The 24,397-nt window shown below is 41.3% G+C and carries 20 protein-coding genes and 1 pseudogene; 3 read left to right on the top strand and 18 right to left on the bottom strand.

The features are described from left to right. Positions 1 to 299: 299 nt before the first annotated feature. Positions 300 to 4,313, bottom strand: a complete 4,014-nt coding sequence (purL, locus tag A1019T_RS10490; RefSeq protein WP_077451590.1) for a phosphoribosylformylglycinamidine synthase — start codon at positions 4,311 to 4,313, stop codon at positions 300 to 302. Positions 4,314 to 4,809: 496 nt separating this feature from the next. Between purL and A1019T_RS10485 the strand changes: the two genes are divergently transcribed. Next, positions 4,810 to 5,307 carry a pyridoxamine 5'-phosphate oxidase family protein gene (locus tag A1019T_RS10485; RefSeq protein WP_077451589.1) on the top strand — a complete coding sequence of 166 codons (498 nt, stop codon included), beginning with the start codon at positions 4,810 to 4,812 and terminating at the stop codon, positions 5,305 to 5,307. 208 nt (positions 5,308 to 5,515) lie between these two features. Here A1019T_RS10485 and pgsA read toward each other — a convergent pair whose 3' ends face one another. The 10 genes from pgsA to rlmE form a co-directional block, all read right to left on the bottom strand. Then, positions 5,516 to 6,178: a CDP-diacylglycerol--glycerol-3-phosphate 3-phosphatidyltransferase gene (gene pgsA / locus A1019T_RS10480; protein ID WP_077451591.1), complete on the bottom strand. Its 663-nt coding sequence runs from the start codon at positions 6,176 to 6,178 to the stop codon at positions 5,516 to 5,518. A 192-nt stretch (positions 6,179 to 6,370) separates the two neighbouring features. Further along, positions 6,371 to 7,261, bottom strand: coding sequence for a class I SAM-dependent methyltransferase (locus A1019T_RS10475; RefSeq protein WP_077451588.1), 891 nt, complete (start codon positions 7,259 to 7,261; stop codon positions 6,371 to 6,373). 55 nt (positions 7,262 to 7,316) lie between these two features. Beyond that, positions 7,317 to 8,168, bottom strand: coding sequence for an undecaprenyl-diphosphate phosphatase (locus A1019T_RS10470; RefSeq protein ID WP_077451587.1), 852 nt, complete (start codon positions 8,166 to 8,168; stop codon positions 7,317 to 7,319). A gap of 90 nt (positions 8,169 to 8,258) precedes the next feature. Further along, positions 8,259 to 8,936: a tRNA (adenosine(37)-N6)-threonylcarbamoyltransferase complex dimerization subunit type 1 TsaB gene (gene tsaB / locus A1019T_RS10465; RefSeq protein ID WP_077451586.1), complete on the bottom strand. Its 678-nt coding sequence runs from the start codon at positions 8,934 to 8,936 to the stop codon at positions 8,259 to 8,261. Positions 8,937 to 9,227: 291 nt separating this feature from the next. Then, positions 9,228 to 9,917, bottom strand: coding sequence for a YidB family protein (locus A1019T_RS10460; RefSeq protein WP_077451585.1), 690 nt, complete (start codon positions 9,915 to 9,917; stop codon positions 9,228 to 9,230). 296 nt (positions 9,918 to 10,213) lie between these two features. Beyond that, on the bottom strand, positions 10,214 to 10,549 hold the full coding sequence (locus A1019T_RS10455; RefSeq protein WP_143514113.1) for a hypothetical protein: 336 nt from the start codon (positions 10,547 to 10,549) through the stop codon (positions 10,214 to 10,216). 70 nt (positions 10,550 to 10,619) lie between these two features. After that, complete coding sequence (locus A1019T_RS10450) at positions 10,620 to 10,889, bottom strand: FAD assembly factor SdhE (RefSeq protein ID WP_028857920.1); 270 nt, start codon at positions 10,887 to 10,889, stop codon at positions 10,620 to 10,622. A 73-nt stretch (positions 10,890 to 10,962) separates the two neighbouring features. Continuing rightward, positions 10,963 to 11,859, bottom strand: coding sequence for a dihydropteroate synthase (gene folP / locus A1019T_RS10445; protein ID WP_077451584.1), 897 nt, complete (start codon positions 11,857 to 11,859; stop codon positions 10,963 to 10,965). A 246-nt stretch (positions 11,860 to 12,105) separates the two neighbouring features. Continuing rightward, positions 12,106 to 14,007: an ATP-dependent zinc metalloprotease FtsH gene (ftsH, locus tag A1019T_RS10440; RefSeq protein WP_077451583.1), complete on the bottom strand. Its 1,902-nt coding sequence runs from the start codon at positions 14,005 to 14,007 to the stop codon at positions 12,106 to 12,108. A gap of 501 nt (positions 14,008 to 14,508) precedes the next feature. Then, positions 14,509 to 15,141, bottom strand: a complete 633-nt coding sequence (gene rlmE, locus A1019T_RS10435) for a 23S rRNA (uridine(2552)-2'-O)-methyltransferase RlmE (RefSeq protein WP_077451582.1) — start codon at positions 15,139 to 15,141, stop codon at positions 14,509 to 14,511. Between the two features lie 325 nt (positions 15,142 to 15,466). Here rlmE and A1019T_RS10430 point away from each other — a divergent pair, with 325 nt between their 5' ends. Further along, positions 15,467 to 15,802 carry a YhbY family RNA-binding protein gene (locus tag A1019T_RS10430; protein WP_077451581.1) on the top strand — a complete coding sequence of 112 codons (336 nt, stop codon included), beginning with the start codon at positions 15,467 to 15,469 and terminating at the stop codon, positions 15,800 to 15,802. A 224-nt stretch (positions 15,803 to 16,026) separates the two neighbouring features. Here A1019T_RS10430 and A1019T_RS10425 read toward each other — a convergent pair whose 3' ends face one another. Beyond that, complete coding sequence (locus A1019T_RS10425) at positions 16,027 to 16,749, bottom strand: CHAP domain-containing protein (protein WP_077451580.1); 723 nt, start codon at positions 16,747 to 16,749, stop codon at positions 16,027 to 16,029. Between the two features lie 177 nt (positions 16,750 to 16,926). Here A1019T_RS10425 and A1019T_RS10420 point away from each other — a divergent pair, with 177 nt between their 5' ends. Further along, entirely contained in the window at positions 16,927 to 17,466 is a 540-nt protein-coding gene (locus tag A1019T_RS10420; protein ID WP_077451579.1) for a DciA family protein, read from the top strand. 294 nt (positions 17,467 to 17,760) lie between these two features. Here A1019T_RS10420 and lpxC read toward each other — a convergent pair whose 3' ends face one another. The 6 genes and pseudogenes from lpxC to A1019T_RS13265 form a co-directional block, all read right to left on the bottom strand. Further along, positions 17,761 to 18,654 carry a UDP-3-O-acyl-N-acetylglucosamine deacetylase gene (gene lpxC / locus A1019T_RS10415; RefSeq protein WP_077451578.1) on the bottom strand — a complete coding sequence of 298 codons (894 nt, stop codon included), beginning with the start codon at positions 18,652 to 18,654 and terminating at the stop codon, positions 17,761 to 17,763. Between the two features lie 255 nt (positions 18,655 to 18,909). Further along, entirely contained in the window at positions 18,910 to 20,097 is a 1,188-nt protein-coding gene (gene ftsZ / locus A1019T_RS10410) for a cell division protein FtsZ (RefSeq protein WP_077451577.1), read from the bottom strand. A gap of 94 nt (positions 20,098 to 20,191) precedes the next feature. Next, positions 20,192 to 21,484, bottom strand: coding sequence for a cell division protein FtsA (gene ftsA / locus A1019T_RS10405; RefSeq protein WP_077451576.1), 1,293 nt, complete (start codon positions 21,482 to 21,484; stop codon positions 20,192 to 20,194). Positions 21,485 to 21,736: 252 nt separating this feature from the next. Further along, positions 21,737 to 22,585, bottom strand: coding sequence for a cell division protein FtsQ/DivIB (locus A1019T_RS10400; protein WP_244156635.1), 849 nt, complete (start codon positions 22,583 to 22,585; stop codon positions 21,737 to 21,739). A 247-nt stretch (positions 22,586 to 22,832) separates the two neighbouring features. Next, positions 22,833 to 23,819, bottom strand: a complete 987-nt coding sequence (locus tag A1019T_RS10395; RefSeq protein WP_077451574.1) for a D-alanine--D-alanine ligase — start codon at positions 23,817 to 23,819, stop codon at positions 22,833 to 22,835. 181 nt (positions 23,820 to 24,000) lie between these two features. After that, a pseudogene (locus A1019T_RS13265) lies at positions 24,001 to 24,397 on the bottom strand (IS4-like element ISAba33 family transposase); the annotation flags it as partial.

Here is a 24,397-nt window from a genome sequence, read left to right as displayed (position 1 = left end):
GTATTAGAACAGTTTGATAACAATCTAATATCATTTATAACTCTTTCAACTCGCTTTGATGCTACACGCTCGAATCTATCTCTACGATCACTTTTCATAACAATAATTACTCCAATATTTTTATATATATAAATTATTCACTATATAAGGGCATATATAGTTAATATATCATTTTGTAGTAAATAAATTCATATGATTTACATTTTTAAAAAAATGTATATAAAATATGTTGGCAATAAAAAAGGTGAGCCACTAAGTGACCCACCTTTTTAAAACTCTAAATTTTCTTTATTTAACGACTAGCGTAACCAAGCACGAGCGTTACGGAACATACGCATCCACGCGCCGTCCTCAGACCAGTCTTCAGGCTTCCAGCTGTGATTAATCGCACGTAAGTTACGCTCAGGGTGTGGCATCATTAATGTCACACGACCATCAGTACTACAAACACCAGTTACCCCGCCAATAGAACCGTTCGGGTTTAATGGGTACGTCTCAGTAGGCTTGCCTTGGCTGTCAACATAGCGCATCGCAATCTGACCGTGGTTTGCCATACCTTCAATATCTGTCTCATTTAAGGTCGCGAAACCTTCACCATGAGCCACCGCAATCGGCAAGATACTGTCTTGCATCCCTTTTAACAAGATAGACTTAGTGCGTTCAATCTTCACGTTCACAGTACGCGCTTCAAAACGAGCTGACTCGTTGTAAGTGAAGCGTGGGAAGTTCTCGGCACCTGGAATTAAGTCTTTTAACTGTGCCATCATCTGACAGCCGTTACACACGCCTAAACTAAAGGTGTGTGGACGGGTAAAGAAGCGGACGAACTGCATACGTAACTCATCATGGAACAGAATCGAGTTGGCCCAACCAGAACCTGCGCCCAATACGTCACCATAACTAAAGCCACCACAAGCCACTAAGCCGTTAAAGTCACGTAAATCAATACGGCCTTCAAGCAAGTCGCTCATATGCACGTCTACAGCATCAAAACCAGCGCGCTCAAATCCTGCCGCCATCTCTAACTGACCATTAACGCCCTGCTCACGTAAGATAGCCACTTTCGGCTTATTAGGACGGCTCTCTAAATACGGCTCTTCCACTTTTTGATTTAAGTCAAAGTTCGCTTGAGCAATCAGACCATGATGGTTAGGATCCGCAATCAAGTCAAATTCTTGCTGCACACACTCTGGGTTATCACGGCGCTTAGCGATTTGATAACTCACTTGAGTCCAAGTTTGCTGTAAGTCGCTACGGCTGAATACCAAAGCATTGTCACCTTGATGCGACGGGGTAATAATGGTTAGCTTGTCTTGGTTCGCACCACCAACTGGGGTCTCGATAGTTTGACCCACAAGGCTTAGCATATCAGCGACATTATGCTCATCGGCCAATGCCATCACAGCTTCCACATGCTCAGGCAATACCTGAATAACAGCACCTAATTCCTCAGCAAACAACTGACCCAATAGATTGTCATCGGTTAGATTTAGGTTGATTGCCAAACGATTGGTAAATTGCATCTCCGCCACAGTCGCTAACAAGCCACCATCACCGATATCGTGATAAGCACTGATAACGCCTTGCTCATTACCCGCTTGAATAAAGTTAAAGAAGTTAATCAAGTCTTGTGGGCTGGCTAAGTCTGGGCACTCATCGCCTAGCTGGCTTTGAGTTTGAGCTAGGATTGAGCCCCCTAAGCGGAACTGACCTTTTGATAAATCCAAACGATATAAAGCTGAATCCGCATTCTTAAGCTCAGGGGTTAAGGTCTTGTTCACATCTTGTACTGGAGCAAAAGCAGTAACCACTAAGCTCATTGGGCTAACAACAGCCTTATCTCCGTCTTCATCTGTCCAGCCAGCACGCATAGACAATGAGTCTTTACCGACTGGAATTGCGATACCTAACGCTGGACATAACTCTTCACCGATGGCGTAAACCGCATCAAATAGAGCTTCATCTTCTTTGTCCTCACCACAAGCTGCCATCCAGTTTGCCGACAAGGTAATATCAGAAACCTTATCAATACGAGCGCCAGCAATGTTGGTAATGGCTTCGGCCACTGCCAAGCGTGCTGAAGCGGCTGGGTTAATCAGAGCCACAGGCGGACGCTCGCCAACACTCATAGCTTCACCAGTATCTGACAGTAAGCCAGAGCTTGTCACAGCACAGTCTGCCACTGGCACTTGATAACGACCGACATACTGATCTTGAGTAACCATACCGGTGATAGAACGGTCACCGATACTGATTAAGAAAGATTTACTGGCTACGGTTGGGTGACGTAATACATCATGCACCGCCTCTGTTAGCTCAGTAGTTGATAAATCCAATGCTCTCAACTGTGGCTCACTACGCTCAAATGAACGCTTCATCTGTGGTGTACCACCCAATAACACTTGCATTGGCATATCTACTGGCTGATCGTCCAGTAGGTCGTCATCTACTTTTAATTGACGAATGGTTGTCGCTGTACCTAATATTGCGTACGGGCAACGCTCACGTTTACAGATAGCATCAAATAATTCTTCGCTTTCTGGACGAATGGCCAAGACATAACGCTCTTGCGCCTCATTCGACCAAATAGCCATTGGCGACATGCCCGCTTCCAATGAAGGAATACGGCGTAGATTTAAGTGGGCTCCCATATCATGGTCATCCACCAGCTCAGGCATAGCATTCGATAAGCCACCTGCACCCACGTCATGGATAGACACGATTGGGTTGCCATCTTTGCCCGCGTTACTGTTTTCAACATCATCACCGGCTAAAGCCCAGCAGCGATCGATAACTTCCTGACAACGACGCTCCATCTCAGCGTTATCACGCTGTACAGAAGCGAAGTCCAAGCCTTCGTCCAACTCACCACTATCGACAGAAGAAGCTGCACCACCACCAAGACCAATTTGCATTGCTGGGCCACCCAGTACAATTAACAAATCACCTTCTTGGATGCCATTTTTCTCAACCAAGTTACGCTTGATGTTACCGTAACCACCAGCAATCATAATAGGCTTGTGGTAACCACGCATCTCACTACCATCTTGTTCTTTGCTGGTGTCCAGCTGGAACGAGCGGAAGTAACCACATAAGTTGGGACGACCAAATTCGTTTGAGAAGTTGGCAGAGCCTAAAGGCGCTTCGGTCATAATTTCCAAACTTGAGGCCATACGATCTGGCTTGCCATAATCTTTGGTGCTGACTTTACCTGACTGCTCCCACTTCTCTGGCATGTCTGGTAGATGTAGATGCGAGACGTTAAAGCCGGTCAAACCTGCTTTCGGCTTACCACCACGGCCTGTTGCTCCTTCATCACGAATCTCACCACCAGCACCTGTTGAAGCACCGGCATAAGGAGCAATCGCAGTTGGGTGATTATGAGTCTCAACTTTCATCAAGATATCAATGTTTTCGTTATGGAAGCCATACTGATGCATTTCAGTCGATAATGCGTCGTCTGCTAATGTACCGCCCAATTGTACGGAAGGTAGCGGATAGAAACGCTGAGCTTCAAAGCCTTCCATTACCGCAGCGTTGTCTTTATACGCTGATAAAATACCTTGAGGATTTTTTTCATGGGTATTACGAATCATTTTAAATAATGATTTTGGCTGAACTTCACCATCGATGGTCCACTCTGAGTTGAAGATTTTATGACGGCAATGCTCTGAGTTGGCTTGAGCAAACATCATAAGCTCTACATCTGTTGGATTGCGTTTTAGCTCATCAACGTAAGCGGCCATTAAATAATCGATATCTTCACTAGATAAAGCGAAACCAAACTCTTGGTTGGCAGCTTCCAATGCCGCACGCCCTTCCCCAATCACATCAATATGATTTAGACACGCTGGGCTGTGATCATCAAACAGCTGCTCAAGCTTAGCAAACTCATAAACCAAGCTTTGAGTCATACGATCATGCAAAATTTGCTCGGCTTCTTTTGGCAATTTGGCTGGTAGATTGTCACCAGTTAAGGTGAAAACGATGACGCGCTCCACACGCTCAACGTCAAGATCACAGTTATTAAAGATATCTGTTGCCTTACTAGACCAAGGCGAAATCGTACCAAATCTAGGACTAACAATGACTTGGCACTGCCCTTGTGTCGCTGTAATTTGGTCTACTTCCTCGCCTTGATTTAATAAATCTAAGGCCTTTTTACGCTCTGCATCGTTAAGGTCACGCGATAGGACATACACTTGTTGTGTGTCAATGCCAGTCACTTTTAACGCCGCTTGGCTATTTAACTGCTCAATCAGTTGATTGGTTTTAAACTCGGTTAAAAAACGGTGTCCAGCGAGGGTCATCATAAGGCAATTTCCGCAGTATCTAAGGGGGAAGAAAAGTATTAAGAAAATAAACTTCAATATTATGTGAAAGTGAAACGAGACAAAAAATGCTCAGTGTCACACTTATTTGGTTACTTTTAGAGGGATAACCACCCAATCGAGCAAAAAGCCGATTTAATTAGCCACTATTATAGCAAGAACTTGACTCAAACGTGGCATAGAACCACTATCTTTACCTCGCTTTTGCCAACTAAAAATAACTTTTCAACAATTTTGATAATTCATTTTTATAAGTCACTGCCAAATCTGTGTTTATTAATCTTTTATTTATCTTAATTATGATTTGGCAAAAAGATTTACTTACTAGAATTAACTAAAACGGCTGACTGTTTACAAACTCTCTTACACTTTCAACGTGTTCATTTATTTTCCATCGACTTATTATGAAAGTCGACTATAAAAAATGCTCTCAACAGCAGTCAATACTATAAATTCGAATCATTAAAAGGAAATAAAAATGAGTAAACAAGATCAGATAGATACTATTCGTGAGATCGTTAAAGATGTTAAATTTGCTATGATGACTACCATCACTAACGAAGGACACTTGCACGCCTGCCCGATGACCACCAGCGAAACCAGTCTTGGAGCTCGTGAAATCTGGTTCATTGGCGATAAAAGCACTGAAGCGGTTGCTAATATTAAAAACAATGCTCAAGTAAACCTTTCTTATGTTAGCCAAGACAGTAAAGATTACGTCTCTATCAATGGCGAGGCTAAATTAATTGACGACCAAGCCAAATTAGATGAATTGTGGTCGCCTATTTATAATGCTTTTTATGAGCATGGCAAAGAAGATGAAAATGTACAATTAATTAAAGTAGTTCCAAATGGTGCTGAGTTCTGGCGTAGTGGTAGCGGTGTAGTCAATGCAGCGAAATTGGCCGCTGCTGCCCTACAAGATGGTAAGGTGGCAGACAGTCTAGGTGAAAATGGCTCTGTTGAATTTGACTAATTTTTGACAAATGAAGACCTAGTTTAAAAAAGGGTTTTTCAGAACACTGAAATACTGTAATGATTATCAAATCCTTTGCTCTAACAAACTGCCTTTTAAGATCATTAAAGTAAGCAAGTTAGCTTTAAAAGTTAAATTAAAGGCACAATAAAAAACGCCCTACTGTCAAAGTTAGGGCGTTTTTTATTTAGTATTCGGTCGCGTTAAATTAGTTCTGTTTTAAATAAGGCCAAGCCGCTCTCATATAGATCATCATCGACCATAGGGTCAACACCACAGCAGCGACCATTAAGATATAACCAATCGTCTGTAAAGACTCGACGTTCAATAATAAAACGGTAATCGCTACCATCTGGAAAGTAGTTTTTAGTTTCCCCACATAAGATACCGCCACACTGGTACGGGCTCCTAATTCTGCCATCCACTCACGTAACGCTGACACCGCAATTTCACGCGAGATAATCACAATAGCGGCAATCGACATAATTATATTCGGATGCCATTGAACCAAAACAATCAATGCCGCGGCGACCATGAGCTTATCTGCAACAGGGTCTAGAAATCGGCCAAATGCAGAGACAATATTCATCTTACGGGCCAAATAGCCATCTAACCAATCGGTAATAGCAGCAAGGACGAATAATAATGTTAACAACAAATGCCGAAACATACTGTCGCTAAAAGCATCCATATTCATGCCAATGTTGGCAATGGCATTGTCCGAAATCATCGGAACCCCAATGCCCAGTGCAGGAGGCCAGTATGCAATTGCCACAAATAACGGAATCATAGCAATACGAGCTATGGTTAAATTGTTTGGCAGATTAAAAATACTGGCTTCTTTATTCGGCTGTAATGATGATTGAGTCATGATTGAGTCAAAGTTACTTATGTCAGAGTTACTCATAAAGAGCGTTTAATTTCAGCTAGCTTATCATTTATACCTAATTTTAGTAAGTCCTAATGAATTAGTTTGGAATATCAGAAATCTTAAAGCTTAGCGGCTTCATAAGACTGTAGACACCGTAAATCATCAATTTACTATTAGACCCTTCAGTTGGATCTAAGCTAGATTAAAATAAGCATCAAATCGCAGGACATCATTGTGCCAGCTTTCATCTGGACTGGACTGAGCAAATAATGGGGCGGCTGCCGGTCTTTTTACCACCACCCGGCCACCTGGCACCAACGTATTTAAAGCTAGATTTAACAGCTTTTGCTCTTCGCTAAGATCTGGCGGCTGAGCTATGTGATGTAAGGCCTGCATGTGCTTGCCTACTTTGGCTCCTTTGCCTGTCGCCATATTCTCATAGCTGTTCTCAGGAAACATAGGGTCCAAGTAAACCACATCATAAGTTAAAGTATTTAGTGCTTGTCCTTTTTGCCTTGCAAAAGACAGCGTCTCCATAAACTGAGCAGAGTCTGCGCATATCACCTTTAATCTGGCCATTAATTTTTGCCAATTGGCTTGCTGTGTCATCAGCTGCTGTTCATACATCAGCAGCAATGCCATTAAAGGATTACGCTCTAACAGAGTTACTTGGGCTCCGGTACTGGCAAGTATCAAGCTGTCATGACCAAAGCCTGCCGTGGCATCAAGCACCTGACTTTTATCGGTGAGCTTACAAGCCTGGAGCAATAACTCTGACTTTCGGCCCGCACTCACCACCCGGCGCTGTAAACTCTTCCAATCTGGCGCCACGCTAATCTGATGGGTTAGCAGCGACAGCTGTAGCTTGTCATCAATAATAAATAACGGAGTCTGGTACTGATCACTCAACTGCTGACGCATCTTTTGGCTCAGTTTCTTATCAACAGTTATCACTTGCAGTATCAGCGACAAGTCACTAGCTTCAATCAACTGTTGTAACTTTTGAACCATAGGCACTACTTCAGCAGATACAACTGCTGAATGGACTACCGGAACATAAGGGACATCCGTCGTATGGCTCATTTTGTTATCGTAACCTTATCTTTCGCTATCTAATATAAGTGTGTATCAGCTAGCTCTAGCCTTGGATGGTATAGCCGAAAATCCAAGCCACCAACAGTACAATGATACCAGTGATAATTCTGAGCCAAGCAAAGATAGTAAAGTCACGACGACTTACCCAGTCCACTAGCCAACGAATACATAGCAAGGCAACGATAAATGACACTACTATGCCCACAGCCAAAACCAGCCAATCCTCAGAGCTAGATAGCACCTCTTTGTGTTTAAGTAGATCGAGCAAGCCGGCGCCGATAATAACGGGAATACCTAAAAAGAAGGAGAACTCAGCAGCCGCTTTACGAGACACCCCTAACCACAGTGCACCGATAATGGTAGATCCTGAGCGTGAGGTGCCTGGAATAAGGGCTAAACACTGAAACAAACCAATCAGTAGCGCATGTTTAAAGCTCACATCCTCTGCTTCTTCTGCGACAATTGGTTTCGGCTTACGCTCAACATAGAATATTAGCAGACCTCCAACTATGAGCATGATAGCCACAATATAAGGGTTAAATAAATATTGCTTAATTTGATCGGCCATTGTAAAGCCTACAATCATCACTGGGATGGTAGCCACAATGAGACTCAACCCCAACTGACGAGGGTTTCTAAGAGCATTAGGGCCTTCTGATTTACCGGTTATCAAGCCCATTAAGGCATGCCACAGGCGTCCCCAGTATTCATAAACCACAGCCAAGATAGCTCCCAGCTGAATAACCACAATAAATAGGTCTGCTTTTTCTTTGGTCCAAAAACCCATAAGGTCTGCAGATAAAATTAAATAACCGGTACTGGATATGGGTAAAAATTCAGTAATACCCTCTACAATACCCATGATTATTGCTTTAAATATGAGTAACAGATCCAAAGTAAAGTCTCGCTGTATTAAGGTAAAATAATATTAGGATAAATGATTTTAAGTAGTATATGGCTTTGGCAGATAGTAAGTTGTCTATTCTTAGGCTTTACCCTGCTCTTTCAAGGTTTTCCACGCATCATTGCGTAAATATACTGGAAGAGCCTGCTCGGCAGGGACACCGCCCTGCTGTAAATACTGAGCGATACCCAGCTTCGCTAATGTAACTGCATCGGGTTGAATGTCAGCGTATAGGGGCTGCTGTTGCTGAGCCGTTAGTAATTCAGCCCCATTACCTGCAATGGGCCAAGCAAGCTCAGTGTTTTGGTCATAGTCTAGCAGCTGTTCATTCGTACCCTCAGTTAGCTTCATTACCTGAGAAGTGTGATCCAGCTGATACTGGGCAAAATAAACCTGCTTCATACGGGCATCAAACGCCACATAAACTTGTTGCAACCCTTGCTCATCAAAACCCGCTTGAGCTATGGCACTCAAGCTTGATACACCGACACAAGGTAAATCATGAGCTACCGATAAAGCTTGTACCACAGCGGTATTAATTCTAATGCCACTAAAAGGACCGGGCCCACGATTAAAAATTAAAGCGGTTAGATCAGCAAGCTTTATTCCTGCTTCTTTTAGAGATGCATCAATCATTGGCAAGATAAGTTGGGTTTGTTCTCGTTTGCCGGGTTCAGTATGACAACTAAGTATTTGTAGATCTTCACTGACTACAGCTACTGAACATTGGTCAAAAACGGTATCGATTGCCAAAAACATGAGGGCCTCTTTGAAAGCTAAAATGCGACGTATATCTAATGCGGATGACTGGATGTCAAAATAGACAGCTTATCATACCACTAGCAATCCCTTTGATAAATCAGTAGTTAAATCAATTTGGGCTTTCCCATTTAAAATTCACACAACAGTAACAATAAAAAAAGCCAGACTTGCTAATAAAAGCAATCTGGCTTTGATATATCTATTGTTGCTGTGCCAACAATCAATCTTATCTACTATAAGCTGACTGTCGATTAGCAATAAGTGAACTTCTAGTTATTCGAGCTAAAGCTATTTGGGTAAAGAGGCCGAAATTTGACTTAGAATCTCCTTAATTTCACTATTGGCTTCTTGCTCTTTTGCCAAGTCACCACTTGGAGTAAGCTGATTAACAATCTCTGGTAACAGTTCGGCTAAACCTTGACGCACTTCCGTCTCGTCAGCACCTGTCTGTTGACATACGTGTTCAATTTCTTGCTTATCAAATAATTTATTAATTTGATTGGGATCCAGATTTTGGTTTTGCTGTTGGGTGCTCATCCAAGATTGAGCTTCATTGCTAAAGCCCATATCCTTAACTTTATTCAATGCCCCAGAAAGACCCCCATTGCGTTGAATCCAATTTAGGGCGATGGGCATCAAGGCAGCAACCAACATGGCTTTATTACTACCCCCTCTAGCACTGGCTTGACCTTTTCCTAACACGCTACCTAAGATGCTGCCTAAACCGCCAGCCCCACTGGTTTGACCACCCATCTGACCGCCTAGCATTCCACCAATAATATCATCAAGACCAAAACCATTACTTTGTGATTGAGTATTAGTCTGGGCTGAGTTATTACCGCCTAGGATACTGCCTAAGATGCCACCTAATCCTCCAGTAGAAGCAGATTGAGTGCGCTGATTGGGACTATGCTTTGTATCTTGTCCTTCTAGTGCCTGACGGGCTACCTGAGTAACTAAATTCCCTAGCAAACTCATAAAATTCTCCTTAATAACTTCAAAATGACCTGAATAATTTCAAAAGAGCAAACCACAAATATTTATATTTATTGCAGGTTCGCTTCATTTCAATGCAAACAAGCTTACCACCTAATCTAGTATTATTTCACAAACTATTTTTATGTGATTTGTTATTCAACTGTCAGTAGCCGTGCACGTTTAGCGCATTATTTTTCAGCTCAACTCCATCGACTCAGAACCTTTAGTTCACGCCAAGTATCAGCCTTAACTTGGTCTTTCCAAATCAGAACGATTTCGCGCCGCTGCAGGGGCTGCTAAGTATCAAATATTAATTGCACACAGTGGCTAAAACTTTGGGTAGAAATTAGTTTTGCCTGCCAAAGGATGGGCTGATGACGGCCCTGAATGAGTAACTGCCAATGAGCGGTAACTTCGTCAATATTGCAGCCCGTAATATGTAAGGGTTTCCCGCTTCTTGTGGTTTCTATCAAAATACAAAGCAGTAATCCTACTATAGCCAAAGTCAATACCCCATAAAAAGGGAGGAATGAAGTACTTACTATCAGTAATAGCAGTAGCAAAAAGCCACAGCTATATAACCGCTGCCAGTGGCTGATTGCAGTAATCTCGATAACCAGCTGTGTACTCATATCCACCGACAAGCGACAAAGAGTTGCCGATTGACTTTTGATCGATAGAAAATGAATTCGCTAATCAGAGTTAAGATAAATCACCATGTTGTAGGGTTTTTAATTTTAAAACCAATTCAGCTACTTTAGGGTCATCTGGTGTATCTTGGTTCATAAAATAGTTTAATAGGTCTGGATCTTCATAGGTTAGTAGCTTAGCAAAAGTGGCTTGTTCTTCCTCATCCGCGGTCAAGTAGTGCTGCTTAACATAAGGATCGATATAGAAATCCAGTTCTTTTAAACCGCGACGGGCTTGATAAATTACTCTGCGTTGCTCATTGGTCGGTTCGGGTTGTGTCATTTTAAAATTACTCCTAAATATAATATAAACTAGAATATAAATTAAAGTTAAAATGTTGAGCCGAATTACGCAACTAGCTATTAAGCTGCTGCCATAATGCCAGCCCCTGCATGGTCAAGCCCACATTGTGAGTGCGTACAATACTGGCCCCTTGCTGGAAAGCCAGTAAGGCTGCCGCCATACCCACCCCATCTCTGTCAGTGGCTTGATGCTCACTAAAGGCAGGTAAGTCAGTACGGTTAAGAACTTCCCCTAAAAAACGCTTACGGGAGATACCAAATAAAATCGGCAATTGTAGTTGATGCAGCTCACTGAGTTGGTTTAATAAGGTTTTATGGTGATCGTAATTTTTGGCAAAGCCAAACCCAGGGTCAATAATAATATTGCTAAGCTTTACACCCGCCTGTACGGCACAGTCAATACGCTGCTCTAGTTCAGCAATGACTTCCTGCAACACGTTCTGATAACTGGCTTTGGCATTCATGGTCGTCGGTTCGCCACGCATGTGCATCAACACCACTGGAATATCTAACTTGGCAGCCATCTGCGGCGCGCCTGTACGCGTTAACGCTCTAACGTCATTCCAGATATCCGCCCCAGCTTGCACTGCTTGCTCTATAACTTTTGGCGAACTGGTATCAATAGAAAGCCACAACTCTTCACCAAACTGCTGACGAATGGCTTCTACCACAGAGACTACTCGAGAACATTCCTCGTCCTCTGTAACAGGACTGGCATTTGGACGGGTAGATTCCCCCCCAATATCAATAATGGTCGCCCCTTGTTGTAGCATCTGTTCGCAGTGAGCCAAAGCGTTGTCGACGCTATTAAACTTTCCACCATCTGAGAATGAGTCGGGCGTCACATTTAAAATACCCATAATGTGGGGTTGAGACAAATCCAGCTGCTTAGATTGTACGGTTGTCGTTTTGGTCTCAATGACTGTCTTGGGGAAAGGATGTAGTTGCATAATAATAATTATTCTTTTTGGTCTTCAGGTTTAAAATTAATGGTTAGGTCAATTGGCAATCTTTTTATAATGATGGCTCTTGCCTTTGTAACTTACCCATTTTAGCAGATATAGAGGATTATAGTGGTGCAATAGAGATCTACAATTTGCCAAAATAAACACAAAAAAAGGCACCTTCAATTGAAGATGCCTTTTGTATCAACTTTAATGGTATAAAGTTTTAAGCTCCATACGGTACTTGCAGTCTTACATAGCAGGTAACGGAGGAGGTGTGGGACCTGAAGGTGAGTCAGTAGAGTCTACCTCTTCTTTTTTAGGAGTCACATCCTTCTCTGGTTGATAATTACGGGGTTCACGAGGCTCATTACCCGCTAAGATGTCTTGTAACTGATCTCTATCAATGGTTTCCCATTTCATCAAGGCATCAACCATCGCATGCATTTTGTCTTTATTTGCTTCGATGATTTCACGGGCAATATCATACTGCTCTTCTAAGATACGACGAATTTCTTCATCTACCTTCTGCTGCGTTGCCTCAGAAATACTGCGAGTCATCCCGCCAAAGTAGCCCTGTGACGTATCATCCTCTTCGTAAACCATCACCCCTAGTGCCTCAGACATACCATATTTGGTAACCATCGCACGTGCCATTTTGGTAGCACGCTCAAAGTCATTAGATGCGCCAGTGGTCTTTTGGTTCACAAACACTTCTTCTGCAATACGGCCACCAAATAAGATAGCAATATCATTTAGCATTTTAGACTTATCTAAGCTAGTCTGGTCAAACTCAGGCAGCTGCCAAGTCACGCCCAATGCCCAACCACGCGGCATGATAGTCACTTTATGTACAGGGTCAGTACCTGGAAGCATCTCTGCTACTAACGCATGGCCCGCTTCATGATACGCGGTCGCACGGCGCTCTTCTTCGCGTAGCACCATTGATTTACGCTCAGGACCCATAAATAGCTTGTCTTTGGCGTCTTCAAAGTCATTCATATCGACGCTGGTTTTATTACGACGCGCTGCAAATAAAGCTGCCTCGTTTACTAAGTTAGCTAACTGAGCACCACTAAAGCCAGGCGTACCACGTGCTAACGCATTGACATCAACGCCAACCGTTGCAGGTAACTTACGCAAATGCACCTTTAAGATCTCTTCACGGCCTTTAATATCCGGTAAGCCAACATGCACTTGACGATCAAAACGACCTGGACGTAGTAACGCTTTATCTAGCACGTCTGCGCGGTTGGTGGCCGCAATAACGATAATACCGTCATTGCCCTCAAAACCATCCATCTCAACCAATAATTGGTTTAGGGTTTGCTCACGCTCATCATTACCACCGCCCATGCCAGTACCACGGCTACGACCTACGGCGTCAATCTCATCAATAAAGATAATACAAGGCGCATTTTTCTTAGCTTGTTCGAACATATCGCGGACACGTGAAGCACCCACACCTACGAACATTTCTACAAAGTCAGAGCCTGAGATTGAGAAGAAAGGTACTTTCGCTTCACCAGCAATCGCTTTAGCAAGTAACGTCTTACCGGTACCTGGCGGACCCACCATCAAAATACCGCGAGGAATAGTGGCACCAAGTTTGGTAAATTTGTCAGGATCTTTTAGAAAGTCCACAACTTCAACAACTTCTTCTTTCGCTTCTTCAGCACCTGCGACATCATTAAAGTTAACTTTAATTTGGTCTTCACCTAGCATTTTTGCTTTAGATTTACCAAAGCTCATAGGTCCGCCGGCTTTACCACCCGCGCCGCCTTGCATATTACGCATGAAGAATAAGAAGATACCGATAATAAGCAGAACAGGGAAACTTGCAATTAGTAACTGCAACATAATGCTTTGGCGCTCAGGGGCGGCGCCCTGCACTTCAACATTATGTTTACGTAATGTAGGCATTAACTCATCGTCAGCCACGGCAGGGACAACGGTCTCAAATTCTGAGCCGTTAACTTTTTCACCGGTGATTTGCTCACCATCGATTTTGACGCTTTTAATTTGGTCCTCAGTGACTTGAGTTACAAACTCAGAGTAATTAAGCGCATCCGGCTCATTACTGCTATCAAAGTTGCTAAATACCAGCACTAATACGCCGATAACAACTAGCCACAATAAGGTATTTTTTACCATGTCGCTCACAAGCTATACCATCCCTTACTTATTGATGTATTCAAAATTCTGCCTAATCTTGCATTATAACATGAGACAAAAAAACAATTATGGCTCGTCACCGTGTTAATACACGCGTTGATTATTCTGTCATTAATTTTTTATAATATTTCTAATAGAGCTTAACGCCCTTAAAACCATGCCCTTAATAAAAAAACTATGATCTTAACGAACCACTGCTGATACTTCTCTTTATTAGGTCACTCTACTTATTTATCAAGGATAAATCAGATAATAATATCTAAATTTTAGATTTACTTATTTAATCCACCTTTGCAATTATAGACTTTGTTCAGTCAGCCCAAATTCTGTGTCCCTTATTGCTAAGCATAAGTAGAGCGACTTTTCATAAAGAACATAAGGGTCATGAGAAATAAAAAATCATCAGAAATAGCGAGTCACAAGTAATCTCTTAAAGCTAAGGGGTTAACTGTGATTATTAAGTTTTCTAAATAGCTCAGATTACTTAGTGGCTACCCAAAACACCTCTTTTGAGCGAGGGCGAGAGGCGGCAGGCTTAATGGTACGCACTTTAGAGAATTGAGACTGTAATTGCTGACGTAACTGCTGCTCCCCTTCGCCTTGGAACACTTTCATTATTAAGGAGCCACCTTTAGGAAGTACTCTAAGTGCAAAATCTACAGCCAACTCACATAGATATATCATGCGAGGCTGATCTACTGCGGTATGACCGGAGGTGTTGGGTGCCATATCTGATAACACCACATCCACTTGTCTATCACCCACTTCACTCATTAATTTATCAAATACTTCTTCTTCTCTAAAATCACCTTGAATGAAGGTCACATTCTCCAGCGCATCCATAGGTAAAATATCAGAAGCAATCAATATGCCACTATCCCCTACCAATCTACCAGCCACTTGTGACCAACTTCCTGGCGCACTACCCAAGTCTACAACTGTCATCCCCTTTTTAATTAGGTCAGTCTTTTCATTAATCTCTAATAGCTTGTAAGCAGCACGAGCACGATAACCCTCTTTTTGGGCCAACTGTACATAATGGTCGTCAAGATGCTCTTTCATCCAAGCTTTACTGCTTTTAGATAATTTCTTATTAGTGATACGGGTTGCCAAAATATCCTCACTGTAACTGTATATATAAAATAGAGATGTGATAACTATTAATTAATAGCAAATTCTACCATTATTTAAACTATTAAGCTTATGGCCTCTTAAAACTTAGCCAACATTACAAACTCATCATGCAAGAGGCAACAACTTTCTTTATAATGCCCTGTGAATCTAATTCGCTTTTGAATCTTTATGCTTTAATAACTCGATGACTGTATAAAGAGTGAGCGTAAAGACTCCGTTTAGATAGCATCATAGATTGACCCTATCTGATATTTTTCTTTTCAAGGCTGGTTAAGTTAGGCCTAATAATTAATACTGAGACAATATGAGTACTGCAAAAAACAAACGTCCTGCATTGGACAACACTGAACTTCGCCGCCTTAAAGGCATTGGTCACGAGCTAAAGCCTGTCGTTACTATCGGCAATAAGGGATTGACTGATTCAGTAGTAGAAGAGTTAGATCGTGCTTTAAATGATCATGAACTTATTAAAATCAAAACGCTACCAGGTAGTAAGGAAGAGCGCGAAGTATTCAGCAGCGATCTTGCTGAAAAAACTGGTGCTCAGCTTATTCATAGCATCGGTCGCATGGCTCTATTATTACGCCGTAACCCTAATGCCAACCCTAAGCTGTCTAACTTAAGTCGTTATAGCGACTAATGGTTATTACAAGTCATTAAAAAATAGTTATTTAAAAAAAGGCCGCTAATTTAGCGGCCTTTATTGTTTTATTGACTCTCAATTACTTTTATAGACTCTTAATTAACTGAACAATTAAAAAAATCTCATTTATCTAAAGCGAATAATTTAGATGAATGAGATTTTTTGGTATGCCTTGCGATCCAGTCTTTAAAGATCCAGTCTTTAAAATAGCTTGTTGGCTATTAATCGTTCATCGCTAAGTAAGTACCTTGGCTTGTCGCGTCTAAGTAACGACCATCGCGCCATACGCTGTAACCGTTATGGCTGCTGTACGGGCTGAATTTTGACTGTCTAAAGTCTGATACCCATTGTGAGCCATCATAAATTTGAATATGACCATGTGGGTTCTTTGATGAGCGGTTAAATACAGCAACGTCACCGACTTGAGGTTGATAGTTGTCATTGCTAAGCTTAACAAAGCCCGCTTGTGCTAATGTGCCACGAGTAGCATATTGATAAGCTGAAGGGTTAGGAGTGAAGTCATAACCTGCAGCTTGTAGAGCTTGACGTACATAACGGGCGCATAGTCCAAGCGTTCTAGAATGAGCAGCACGAGCAGCACGAGCAGCGGCTAGAGCAGGAGGCGCTGAGCTGGTCAAACGACCAGAAGAGAAAGTTGGGTTATTTGCAGAGGTAGCAAAAGAAACTGAGTTACTGTATTTAGTTTCTAGCTGTCTAGCCAATTGGGCCAGTTCATCACTTTTTTGCTGTGCTTGATTGTTTAAATATTCAATATTCTGAACACGTTCAGTGGTATTAGAAGTGATGTTAGAGAAATTGTTTACTACTTTATATGTTTTAACTGCTGAAGAGTTTGTGGCTGGTTCAAAAGTTTGTTGAACTGTTGCATTTACTTGTGTGGCACTTAGTCCCATTAACGACAAAATAATAAGTGACTTTTTCATAACATTCCCAGAATTAGTTTTGCAATGTACTATTCAACCTACCTGTCAAATAGCCTATTGATATTCATTTAAAAACAAACGACCTATCGAAACAGCCTATATTTAGACTTAGCAACCGTTTATGCTATCTATATACTCAGTGATAACTTCATCTATAAACCAAGTTTGAGGTCTGCCATGCAACACCCCTTAAAACCCAATCATTTAGCAAAGCGAATTGATCATCAAAAGTCTGCAGCGTCTTCCTTGCCTAAGTCTTTATCTGAAAAATGCTCTGAGCTGAATTTATTAACCCAAGAGATGAAAGCTTTAATAGGAAGAGGACTACCAGAAGAGATTCTAAAATCATTGTGGGTAGTCAAGTATGAAGAAGGTCAGTTGGTTCTTTCTGTGCAGTCTCAAACTGCAGCAAACCATCTTCGATACCAGTCAAACAACCTAATTAATATACTAAAAGAACAATCTCTTACATTCAGCGTACTAAAGAATATAGATGTAATCGTTACTTACCCTGCTTCGATTGACCACTTAAATGAAAATCAGAGTTACTCAAATCTGCATTCAAATCAATCGAATTTAACTCTTAGTAAGGGCGGAAGCCATAATAAACGTGGCCTCACCGAAACAACGAAAAGAACTATAACACACACATTAGAGCATGTCATTAAAGATGAACGCCTAAAAGCTTCCCTAAAACGACTAACAAAACCCAACTAAACCCTTTCTATAATGTTTTATTATGTAAACAAGCGTGGTGTTATTGGTAGACAATGTTTGGTTTTTAAAACTGGCTCCGTAAAAATAACCAGATTTCTTCTTTAATCTATGAATAGTTTTTATTGATTGAGCCCTTCTAAGTATTGAAAATGTTTGGATTGTGCAAGTTTTCATTAATTTTTGATAAAAAAAAGCGAAACCTAGGTTTCGCTTTTTTTATCTTTCCACAATGTTGCTTTAAACCAAAAAATAATTTAGAAAATGGCAGAAATATTTCCGTTTTCCACTTGATTTTTATATTTTATAGTCAATTGCAAAATTAGTTGTGTCATAAATTGTTACAATTTCAAAGTTTTCAGGGTCACTATACACCGCTCTTATCAGTTTATTGTTTAAAGCATGCCCTGATTTGTAGGCTGAAAACTTGCCGATTAGGGGATATTTTGCCAAATATAAGTCGCCAATAGCGTCTAAAATCTTATGACGTACAAATTCTTCTTTATGACGAAGCCCTTCTTTATTAACTATACCTTTTTCATCAAGCACAATAGCGTTGTCTAAACTGCCCCCTAAAGCCAAGTTGTTTTTTTGGAGATGTTCAATATCGCGCATAAAGCCAAAGGTTCTGGCATTGCCCACATTGGCAATATAATTGTTAGTAGAAAACTCAAACAAGTAGTGCTGTGTGTCTTTAGGGATGCCAGGATGATCGAATTCAATTTGAAAATCTAGACAAAAGCCTGGATAAGGCTCTAATTGCGCTGACTTGTCGCCCTCTTCTACTTTTACTGTCTTTAATATTTTCAAGAATTTCTTGGGAGCTGACTGCTCTTCAATTCCTGCCTGCAATATTAATTCCACATAGTTTGCAGCGCTGCCATCCATTATGGGTATCTCTGCATCCGAAACTTTAATAAGTACGTTGTCTATCCCAAGTCCTGCTAAAGCACTTAACAAGTGCTCTACAGTGCCAATCTTAACGCCATCTACTACTAAATTAGAGGACATGACGGTATCAGTAACTAAGAAGGCATCTGCAGCAATTAAAGGAGCATTATCTATATCAGTGCGTAAGAAATGTATGCCACTATCGACATCAGCAGGCTCCAAAATTAAGGTGACATCCTGTCCACTGTGTAGACCCACACCGACTACTTCAATAGGCTGTTTTAAAGTGCGTTGTTTCATAAAGTTGATACTCTTATTACTTAACGGTTTTTAATTAATTTTTTCACTTAATTATTTTTTATTCAATTATTAGTTAGCTAGATTAGCACTGCCGATTCAATGAGAGAATTTTAACACAGTAGCTGGCTAAGATAGCTTATATAGGGTCATATTTACCTTAGTCCATAATAATTACACATAAAAAAAGCCAAGCTTAAGCTTGGCTTTTTACTATTACAGCTTTTTGTGCAATTTAAAACAACTAACCTAAAGCGATTAACGGTTCTGTTGACGCTTTAGATAATCTTGAATGCTGTTGGTCTTCGTAGCAGCAGCAGGCTGTGAAGTCCCAGTAGTGCTCGCTGGACTGGCTGGTTGCTGCGGCTGAGGTTGTGATTTTTGCTGAGCATGAAAAGCACTGGTATGCGTTGAACGATCAACAGTATGAGCACTCGATGCAGAAGGCATTGGCTGAGGCGTCTCGCTATCATCTAAAGTTAAACCCGTAGCGATAACCGTCACATGCAAGTCTTCGCCTAGCTTTTCATCAATCACAGTACCAATGAAAATATTGGCTTCTTCAATATCGGTAATATCATTAACAACTTCAGTGATCTCGTTCAGCTCATCTAACGTTACTGACTCAGAAGACACAACGTTTACAATTAGACCTTTGGCATTTTCTAAAAGCAAGTCATCTAATAATGGTGAGCGAATGGCTTTTTCAGTAGCCTGACGTGCACGGTCTTCACCACTGGCACGGCCAATACCCATCATTGCATGACCTTTGGCTGTCATTGCAGTGCGAATATCATTAAAGTCAATATTGATCACACCTTCACTAGAAATAGTTTGAGCGATACCTTGCACGGCATGCATTAATACGTCATCTGCTTTTTTGAAGGCATCTTGCATAGAGATATTGCCATAAACTTTAAGCAGCTTGTCATTAGGAATGGTAATGATAGAGTCGACAAAGTTAGACAGCGCATCGATACCCGCTTTGGCTGCCTTAATACGCTTACCGCCTTCAAATTTAAAAGGAGTGGTAACCACGCCCACAGTTAAAATTTCCATTTCTTTAGCGATACGAGCAACCACAGGTGCAGCACCTGTACCAGTACCACCCCCCATACCCGCAGTGATAAACACCATGTCTGAGTCTTCAAGTAGCTTGCGGATAGCGTCTTCATCTTGTTCTGCAGCCTCACGACCCACTTCAGGGTTTGCGCCAGCACCAAGACCACGGTTAGTTTGTGCACCAAGTTGCAGCTTATTTTCAGCAGTTAGTCTATCTAAAGCTTGTTTATCGGTGTTTGCACAAACAAAAGTCACCCCTTTAACACCTTGTTGAACCATATGCTCAACAGCGTTACCGCCGCCGCCACCTACACCAAAAACTGTAAAGCGGGCTTGACCATTGTTTAAATCGTGGCCATTGCTAGCCATTGTGTACTTAGACATTATCACTCCTTGAGGCCATCTGCTTAGTTAGGTTACTTATTCATAAGTACTAACCAATAATGACTGTGAAATATGAAATTAATATAGTGAGAAATTATATTATGCTTTTGAAAAAATTACTCAAATTGTGTTTGAGGGTGCTAAATCTATTAGGCCTATTCACCTCTAATGCTTCTGGTGAACTTTTTTCACTGTGCTTAAACTGTTCGCTCTGACTGTATAACAAGGCACCATAAGCGGTCTGCAAGGCACGCTGTCCCACCCGCAAATTCAGCTCTTTAACCTTATCATCATCACCAAAATGAGTATAAGCTGTAATGGCATCATGTGGATTACTCATAACCACAGGCATCTCAAGCAAACGCTTCGAGAAGCGTACCATCCCACGAATCTGACTACCGCCACCCGTTAGAATGACACCACGCTGCAGATAATCCATTAAGCCTTCATCAGCCAATTTTTGGAAAATAATCCGATAAATTTCGATATAGCGAGCTTCAATAATTTGAGCCAACTGTAACATGCTGATGGTTGCTTCATCAGCCATACCTACTCTTGCAAAAGTCTCAAACCTAGTAGGATCTACGTCACGAGTATCTACTGTTCCTCTCTGAATTTTCAGCTTTTCAGCTTCCATCATAGTGAGGTTCAACTCAGCAGAGATATCCATAGTTACCTTATTACCACCCTCAGCAATACAGTGAGTAAAAATAAGCTTGTTTTCGCGATACACACAGATACTAGTGCTACTTGCTCCAATATCAATTAAACAAACCCCTTGCTCACGTTCTTCAGGCATTAAACTATATTCAGCACTTGATACGGCATCGAACAACATGTGATCAATACTTATATCACACGCCTGAATTAACTTTTGGATATTCTGTCGACTGGCTACTGGCATCATCATTAAGTGATACATGACAGTAACTTTGTTGGCGTACATGCCAATGGCATCATCTACCATCTGCTCTTGGTTATCTAAAAAGATACCTTGTTGGCAATGATGCATAAGATAATGAGTATTAGGTAAAACACTAGCTTTGGCCAAACTCAGAGCCTTGACAATGTGTTGAGTTTCTACCACACCTTGCTCGACATCGACCGCCCCAAAACCATTATGGCTTAGAAGCTCAGGGGTTGATAAGGTTAACCAAACACTATGAATACGGCAGTTAGCCATTTCTTCAGCTTGTATAATGGCCTGACGAATAGAGCTTTTTAGGCGATCAAAATGCTTAATCTGACCTTGCTGAAAATCTTCAGTAGGTACCTCACCAACGCCCTTAATACGTATATCTGTTGCAGAGACAACATTGCCCACCACGACATAAACTGCAGTGGCGCTTAAATGAATGACGGCGAGAAGATTTTCAGATTTACTCATAAAGTTTAAAGCATATATGTATGTACTGTGCGGGATAATTAGTATAAAACCATACTAATCACCCCTAAATAAAACAGTAAGGTTAAATTGGGTTTCTGTCTAAATATTACTATGAGCCTATACAATATATTAGCTAATTACTAAGTTAAATAAACAATAGACCTTACTGTTTTTCATCTATTTTAGCCAATACATTTCAAGTTCAAGTTACTAAATAAAACCGCTTCAAATCATCTTTGAGGCGGCTTTAAATTAAAGTGGTATCTCACTTTCTTCAGCACTTGCTCCCTGCTCTGCTGTTTCCGATGGTTGTTCTACTATACGATCAGGCTGCGATTTTTCATCTTCTACAACAGAAGCAGTGCTAGTCGTCTCTTCTACCTTTGCTTTCCAATCAATGACAAAGCCATTTTTATAACGTAGGTCAGCAGCAGCAATATTCTCTTTTTTATCTGCCAACTGGTTTTGTAATAGTTGGCTCAAGTTCATAAGTTTTTGGGAGGTATGTTCGTTATCTACTATAATACGCATCCCGTTATTAAATTTAATAGCCCAAGTCATGCGCGGCGTTAATACCAAATCTTCTACTTGCATATCTAGCGGAGCAAACCACTGATTGACTTGCTGCATTTGCTGCATGATCAAAGTTGACTGATCGGCATCTCCTTGCAGCATAATCAGTCCGGGTTGCGATAGTTCAGACTCACTGACAGGTTTGTATACCTTACCTTGTGAATCAATTAGATGCTCACTGCCAAATCGTGCTATTGCTTCTCGCGGCAAAGCAGTGATAACAATACCTTCACCCCACTTGCGCTCAATATCCACTTGGCTAATCCAATCCTGCTGCATCGCACTGTCTTTCAGCTCTGGAAGTATAGCGGTAAAGAAGCTACCTGCTTCTTTTTTTTCCATAACCTTATTTAAGGTTTCATACTGAGCGGCATCAAGATTTTTAGTATTCACAACCACTTTTGCAGGCTGCGAGTTATAAATCCTATTTGATACTACGAAAAAAATAGCAACAAATAAAACTACTGTAAGAGTAATCCACATGTTGGCGGATAAGTATTTACTTGGGTTCAGCGCAGTTTTATTCACAGAAGCAGCCGTAGTATCCATTTTGTCTAATAACTCACAATTGTAACGTATTTGCTCAAGCAGCGATAGCAGCTAAGTTTGGTGAGCATGTATCAATTTATGACAGAATATGACACAACCAGTAATATGAGCCCTAAAATAGTCATTCATAACATCATAATCGCTCAAAACCTGTCTCACTGATAGAGTTGATGTCTAGTACTTATTGATATCAACTACCCAACAGCTACCTCTACCCTCTTATCAACTATAAGGTTTGAGCAAGAATGTGCCAACAAAGATCTTCAAATTCCATACCACGTGCTTTGGCGGCCATAGGCACTAAGCTGTGGCTAGTCATTCCAGGCACTGTATTGATCTCTAATAACCAGAAGTTACCCTCTTCATCCTGCATCGCGTCTACTCGGCCCCATCCTTCAGCGTTCACCGCTTTAAAGGCTGCTAGACTTAGCGCTTGTAAATGAGCTTCTTCTTCTTCTGATAGACCACAAGGGATATGGTACATCGTATCATTGCGATTGTACTTGGCCTCATAATCATAGAAGTTAGAAACATCGGCAGGCTGTAGGCGAATTACTGGATAAGCTTCATCATCGATAATCACGATAGTGAACTCACGGCCTGTAATCCACTTTTCCGCCATAACCACATCACCACACTCTGAAGCTACTTCATAAGCTTTCGGCAACTCATCTAGAGTGTTGACCTTACTCATACCAATACTTGAGCCTTCATGAACTGGCTTAACCATTAAAGGTAAACCCAAGGCACTAACTACTTGTTGCCAATCGGTATCTTTATTTAACACGGCAAAAGGGGCTGTGGATAGCCCACAGCCTTGCCACAACTGCTTAGTGCGAACCTTATCCATACCAATAGCGGATGCTAGAACCCCTGAGCCTGTTTGTGGAATCTGTAACCAGTCAAGTAGCCCTTGAAGCTGACCGTCCTCTCCCCCACGACCATGTAATACGTTAAAGACACGATCGTAATTCTTCAGCTCAGTAACATCCTGATCTTTTGGATCAAAATGAGTAGCGTCCACACCTTGTGACTGTAAAGCTTTTAATACCGCACTGCCACTGTCTAAGGAAACAGCACGCTCGTTACTGTTACCACCATAGATAACAGCAACTTTACCAAAAACACTAGGGTCCTTAGCAGCTGTATTGGCCTGAGAAGAAGCATTATTTACATTTGAGTTGGCAACAGATTGAGTCATAGTTATCGGCATCTTAAACAATTAGGGTTATGGCAAATAAATAAGGTTGTGGCAAATAAAATCATTGTGAACTGCGACACAGAGCGCACGCAGCCCACTTGTTAAATTGTATAGGTTAAATAGTATAGGGAAAACTAGCTTTAAAGCCTAATAATAATAGTTACAAAATAAATCTCTGCACACGCCAAAAAAATCATCCCCACCCGATTTTCATAGGTTTAGGGGTTAAAAAGCTAACTAACTGTCGAAATACAGTCTTATCATTGTTAAAAAACACCAAACGAAGACCTTCAATCAATAAATCCAGACCAAGCGCAAACAAACTGGCTTGAGGTCGAGCGTTCGACTTCAACTTGCGTTTTAACGGCTTATCTTTGTCTTTATAAATACCGACATGATAAGCCCAACAAAATGCTAAGGCGTTCACTGCGACTAATTTACTGACCCGATCAAGATGGATGAAGTGGGTATCTTCAAGATTAAAGCCACGCCCCTTTAGACAAGCAAATAAAGTCTCAATTTCCCAACGCTTAGCATCGCTTGTCATCGCATCCACTGTTTCTAGTTGATTGGTTGCGACAATCACTAAA

Origin of the sequence: Psychrobacter piechaudii, assembly GCF_900162825.1 — a bacterium.
In the GTDB taxonomy this organism is placed as follows: Bacteria; Pseudomonadota; Gammaproteobacteria; order Pseudomonadales; family Moraxellaceae; genus Psychrobacter; species Psychrobacter piechaudii.
This window is presented reverse-complemented; position numbering and strand designations above follow the sequence as displayed.

Bases quoted from the DNA above. Each gene is read 5' to 3' on its own strand.
- purL (WP_077451590.1), bottom strand. From the start codon at position 4,313: ATGATGACCCTCGCTGGACACCGTTTTTTAACCGAGTTTAAAACCAAT.
- A1019T_RS10485 (WP_077451589.1), top strand. From the start codon at position 4,810: ATGAGTAAACAAGATCAGATAGATACTATTCGTGAGATCGTTAAAGAT.
- pgsA (WP_077451591.1), bottom strand. From the start codon at position 6,178: ATGACTCAATCATCATTACAGCCGAATAAAGAAGCCAGTATTTTTAAT.
- A1019T_RS10475 (WP_077451588.1), bottom strand. From the start codon at position 7,261: ATGAGCCATACGACGGATGTCCCTTATGTTCCGGTAGTCCATTCAGCA.
- tsaB (WP_077451586.1), bottom strand. From the start codon at position 8,936: ATGTTTTTGGCAATCGATACCGTTTTTGACCAATGTTCAGTAGCTGTA.
- A1019T_RS10460 (WP_077451585.1), bottom strand. From the start codon at position 9,917: ATGAGTTTGCTAGGGAATTTAGTTACTCAGGTAGCCCGTCAGGCACTA.
- A1019T_RS10455 (WP_143514113.1), bottom strand. From the start codon at position 10,549: ATGAGTACACAGCTGGTTATCGAGATTACTGCAATCAGCCACTGGCAG.
- A1019T_RS10450 (WP_028857920.1), bottom strand. From the start codon at position 10,889: ATGACACAACCCGAACCGACCAATGAGCAACGCAGAGTAATTTATCAA.
- folP (WP_077451584.1), bottom strand. From the start codon at position 11,859: ATGCAACTACATCCTTTCCCCAAGACAGTCATTGAGACCAAAACGACA.
- ftsH (WP_077451583.1), bottom strand. From the start codon at position 14,007: ATGGTAAAAAATACCTTATTGTGGCTAGTTGTTATCGGCGTATTAGTG.
- A1019T_RS10430 (WP_077451581.1), top strand. From the start codon at position 15,467: ATGAGTACTGCAAAAAACAAACGTCCTGCATTGGACAACACTGAACTT.
- A1019T_RS10425 (WP_077451580.1), bottom strand. From the start codon at position 16,749: ATGAAAAAGTCACTTATTATTTTGTCGTTAATGGGACTAAGTGCCACA.
- A1019T_RS10420 (WP_077451579.1), top strand. From the start codon at position 16,927: ATGCAACACCCCTTAAAACCCAATCATTTAGCAAAGCGAATTGATCAT.
- lpxC (WP_077451578.1), bottom strand. From the start codon at position 18,654: ATGAAACAACGCACTTTAAAACAGCCTATTGAAGTAGTCGGTGTGGGT.
- ftsZ (WP_077451577.1), bottom strand. From the start codon at position 20,097: ATGTCTAAGTACACAATGGCTAGCAATGGCCACGATTTAAACAATGGT.
- ftsA (WP_077451576.1), bottom strand. From the start codon at position 21,484: ATGAGTAAATCTGAAAATCTTCTCGCCGTCATTCATTTAAGCGCCACT.
- A1019T_RS10395 (WP_077451574.1), bottom strand. From the start codon at position 23,819: ATGCCGATAACTATGACTCAATCTGTTGCCAACTCAAATGTAAATAAT.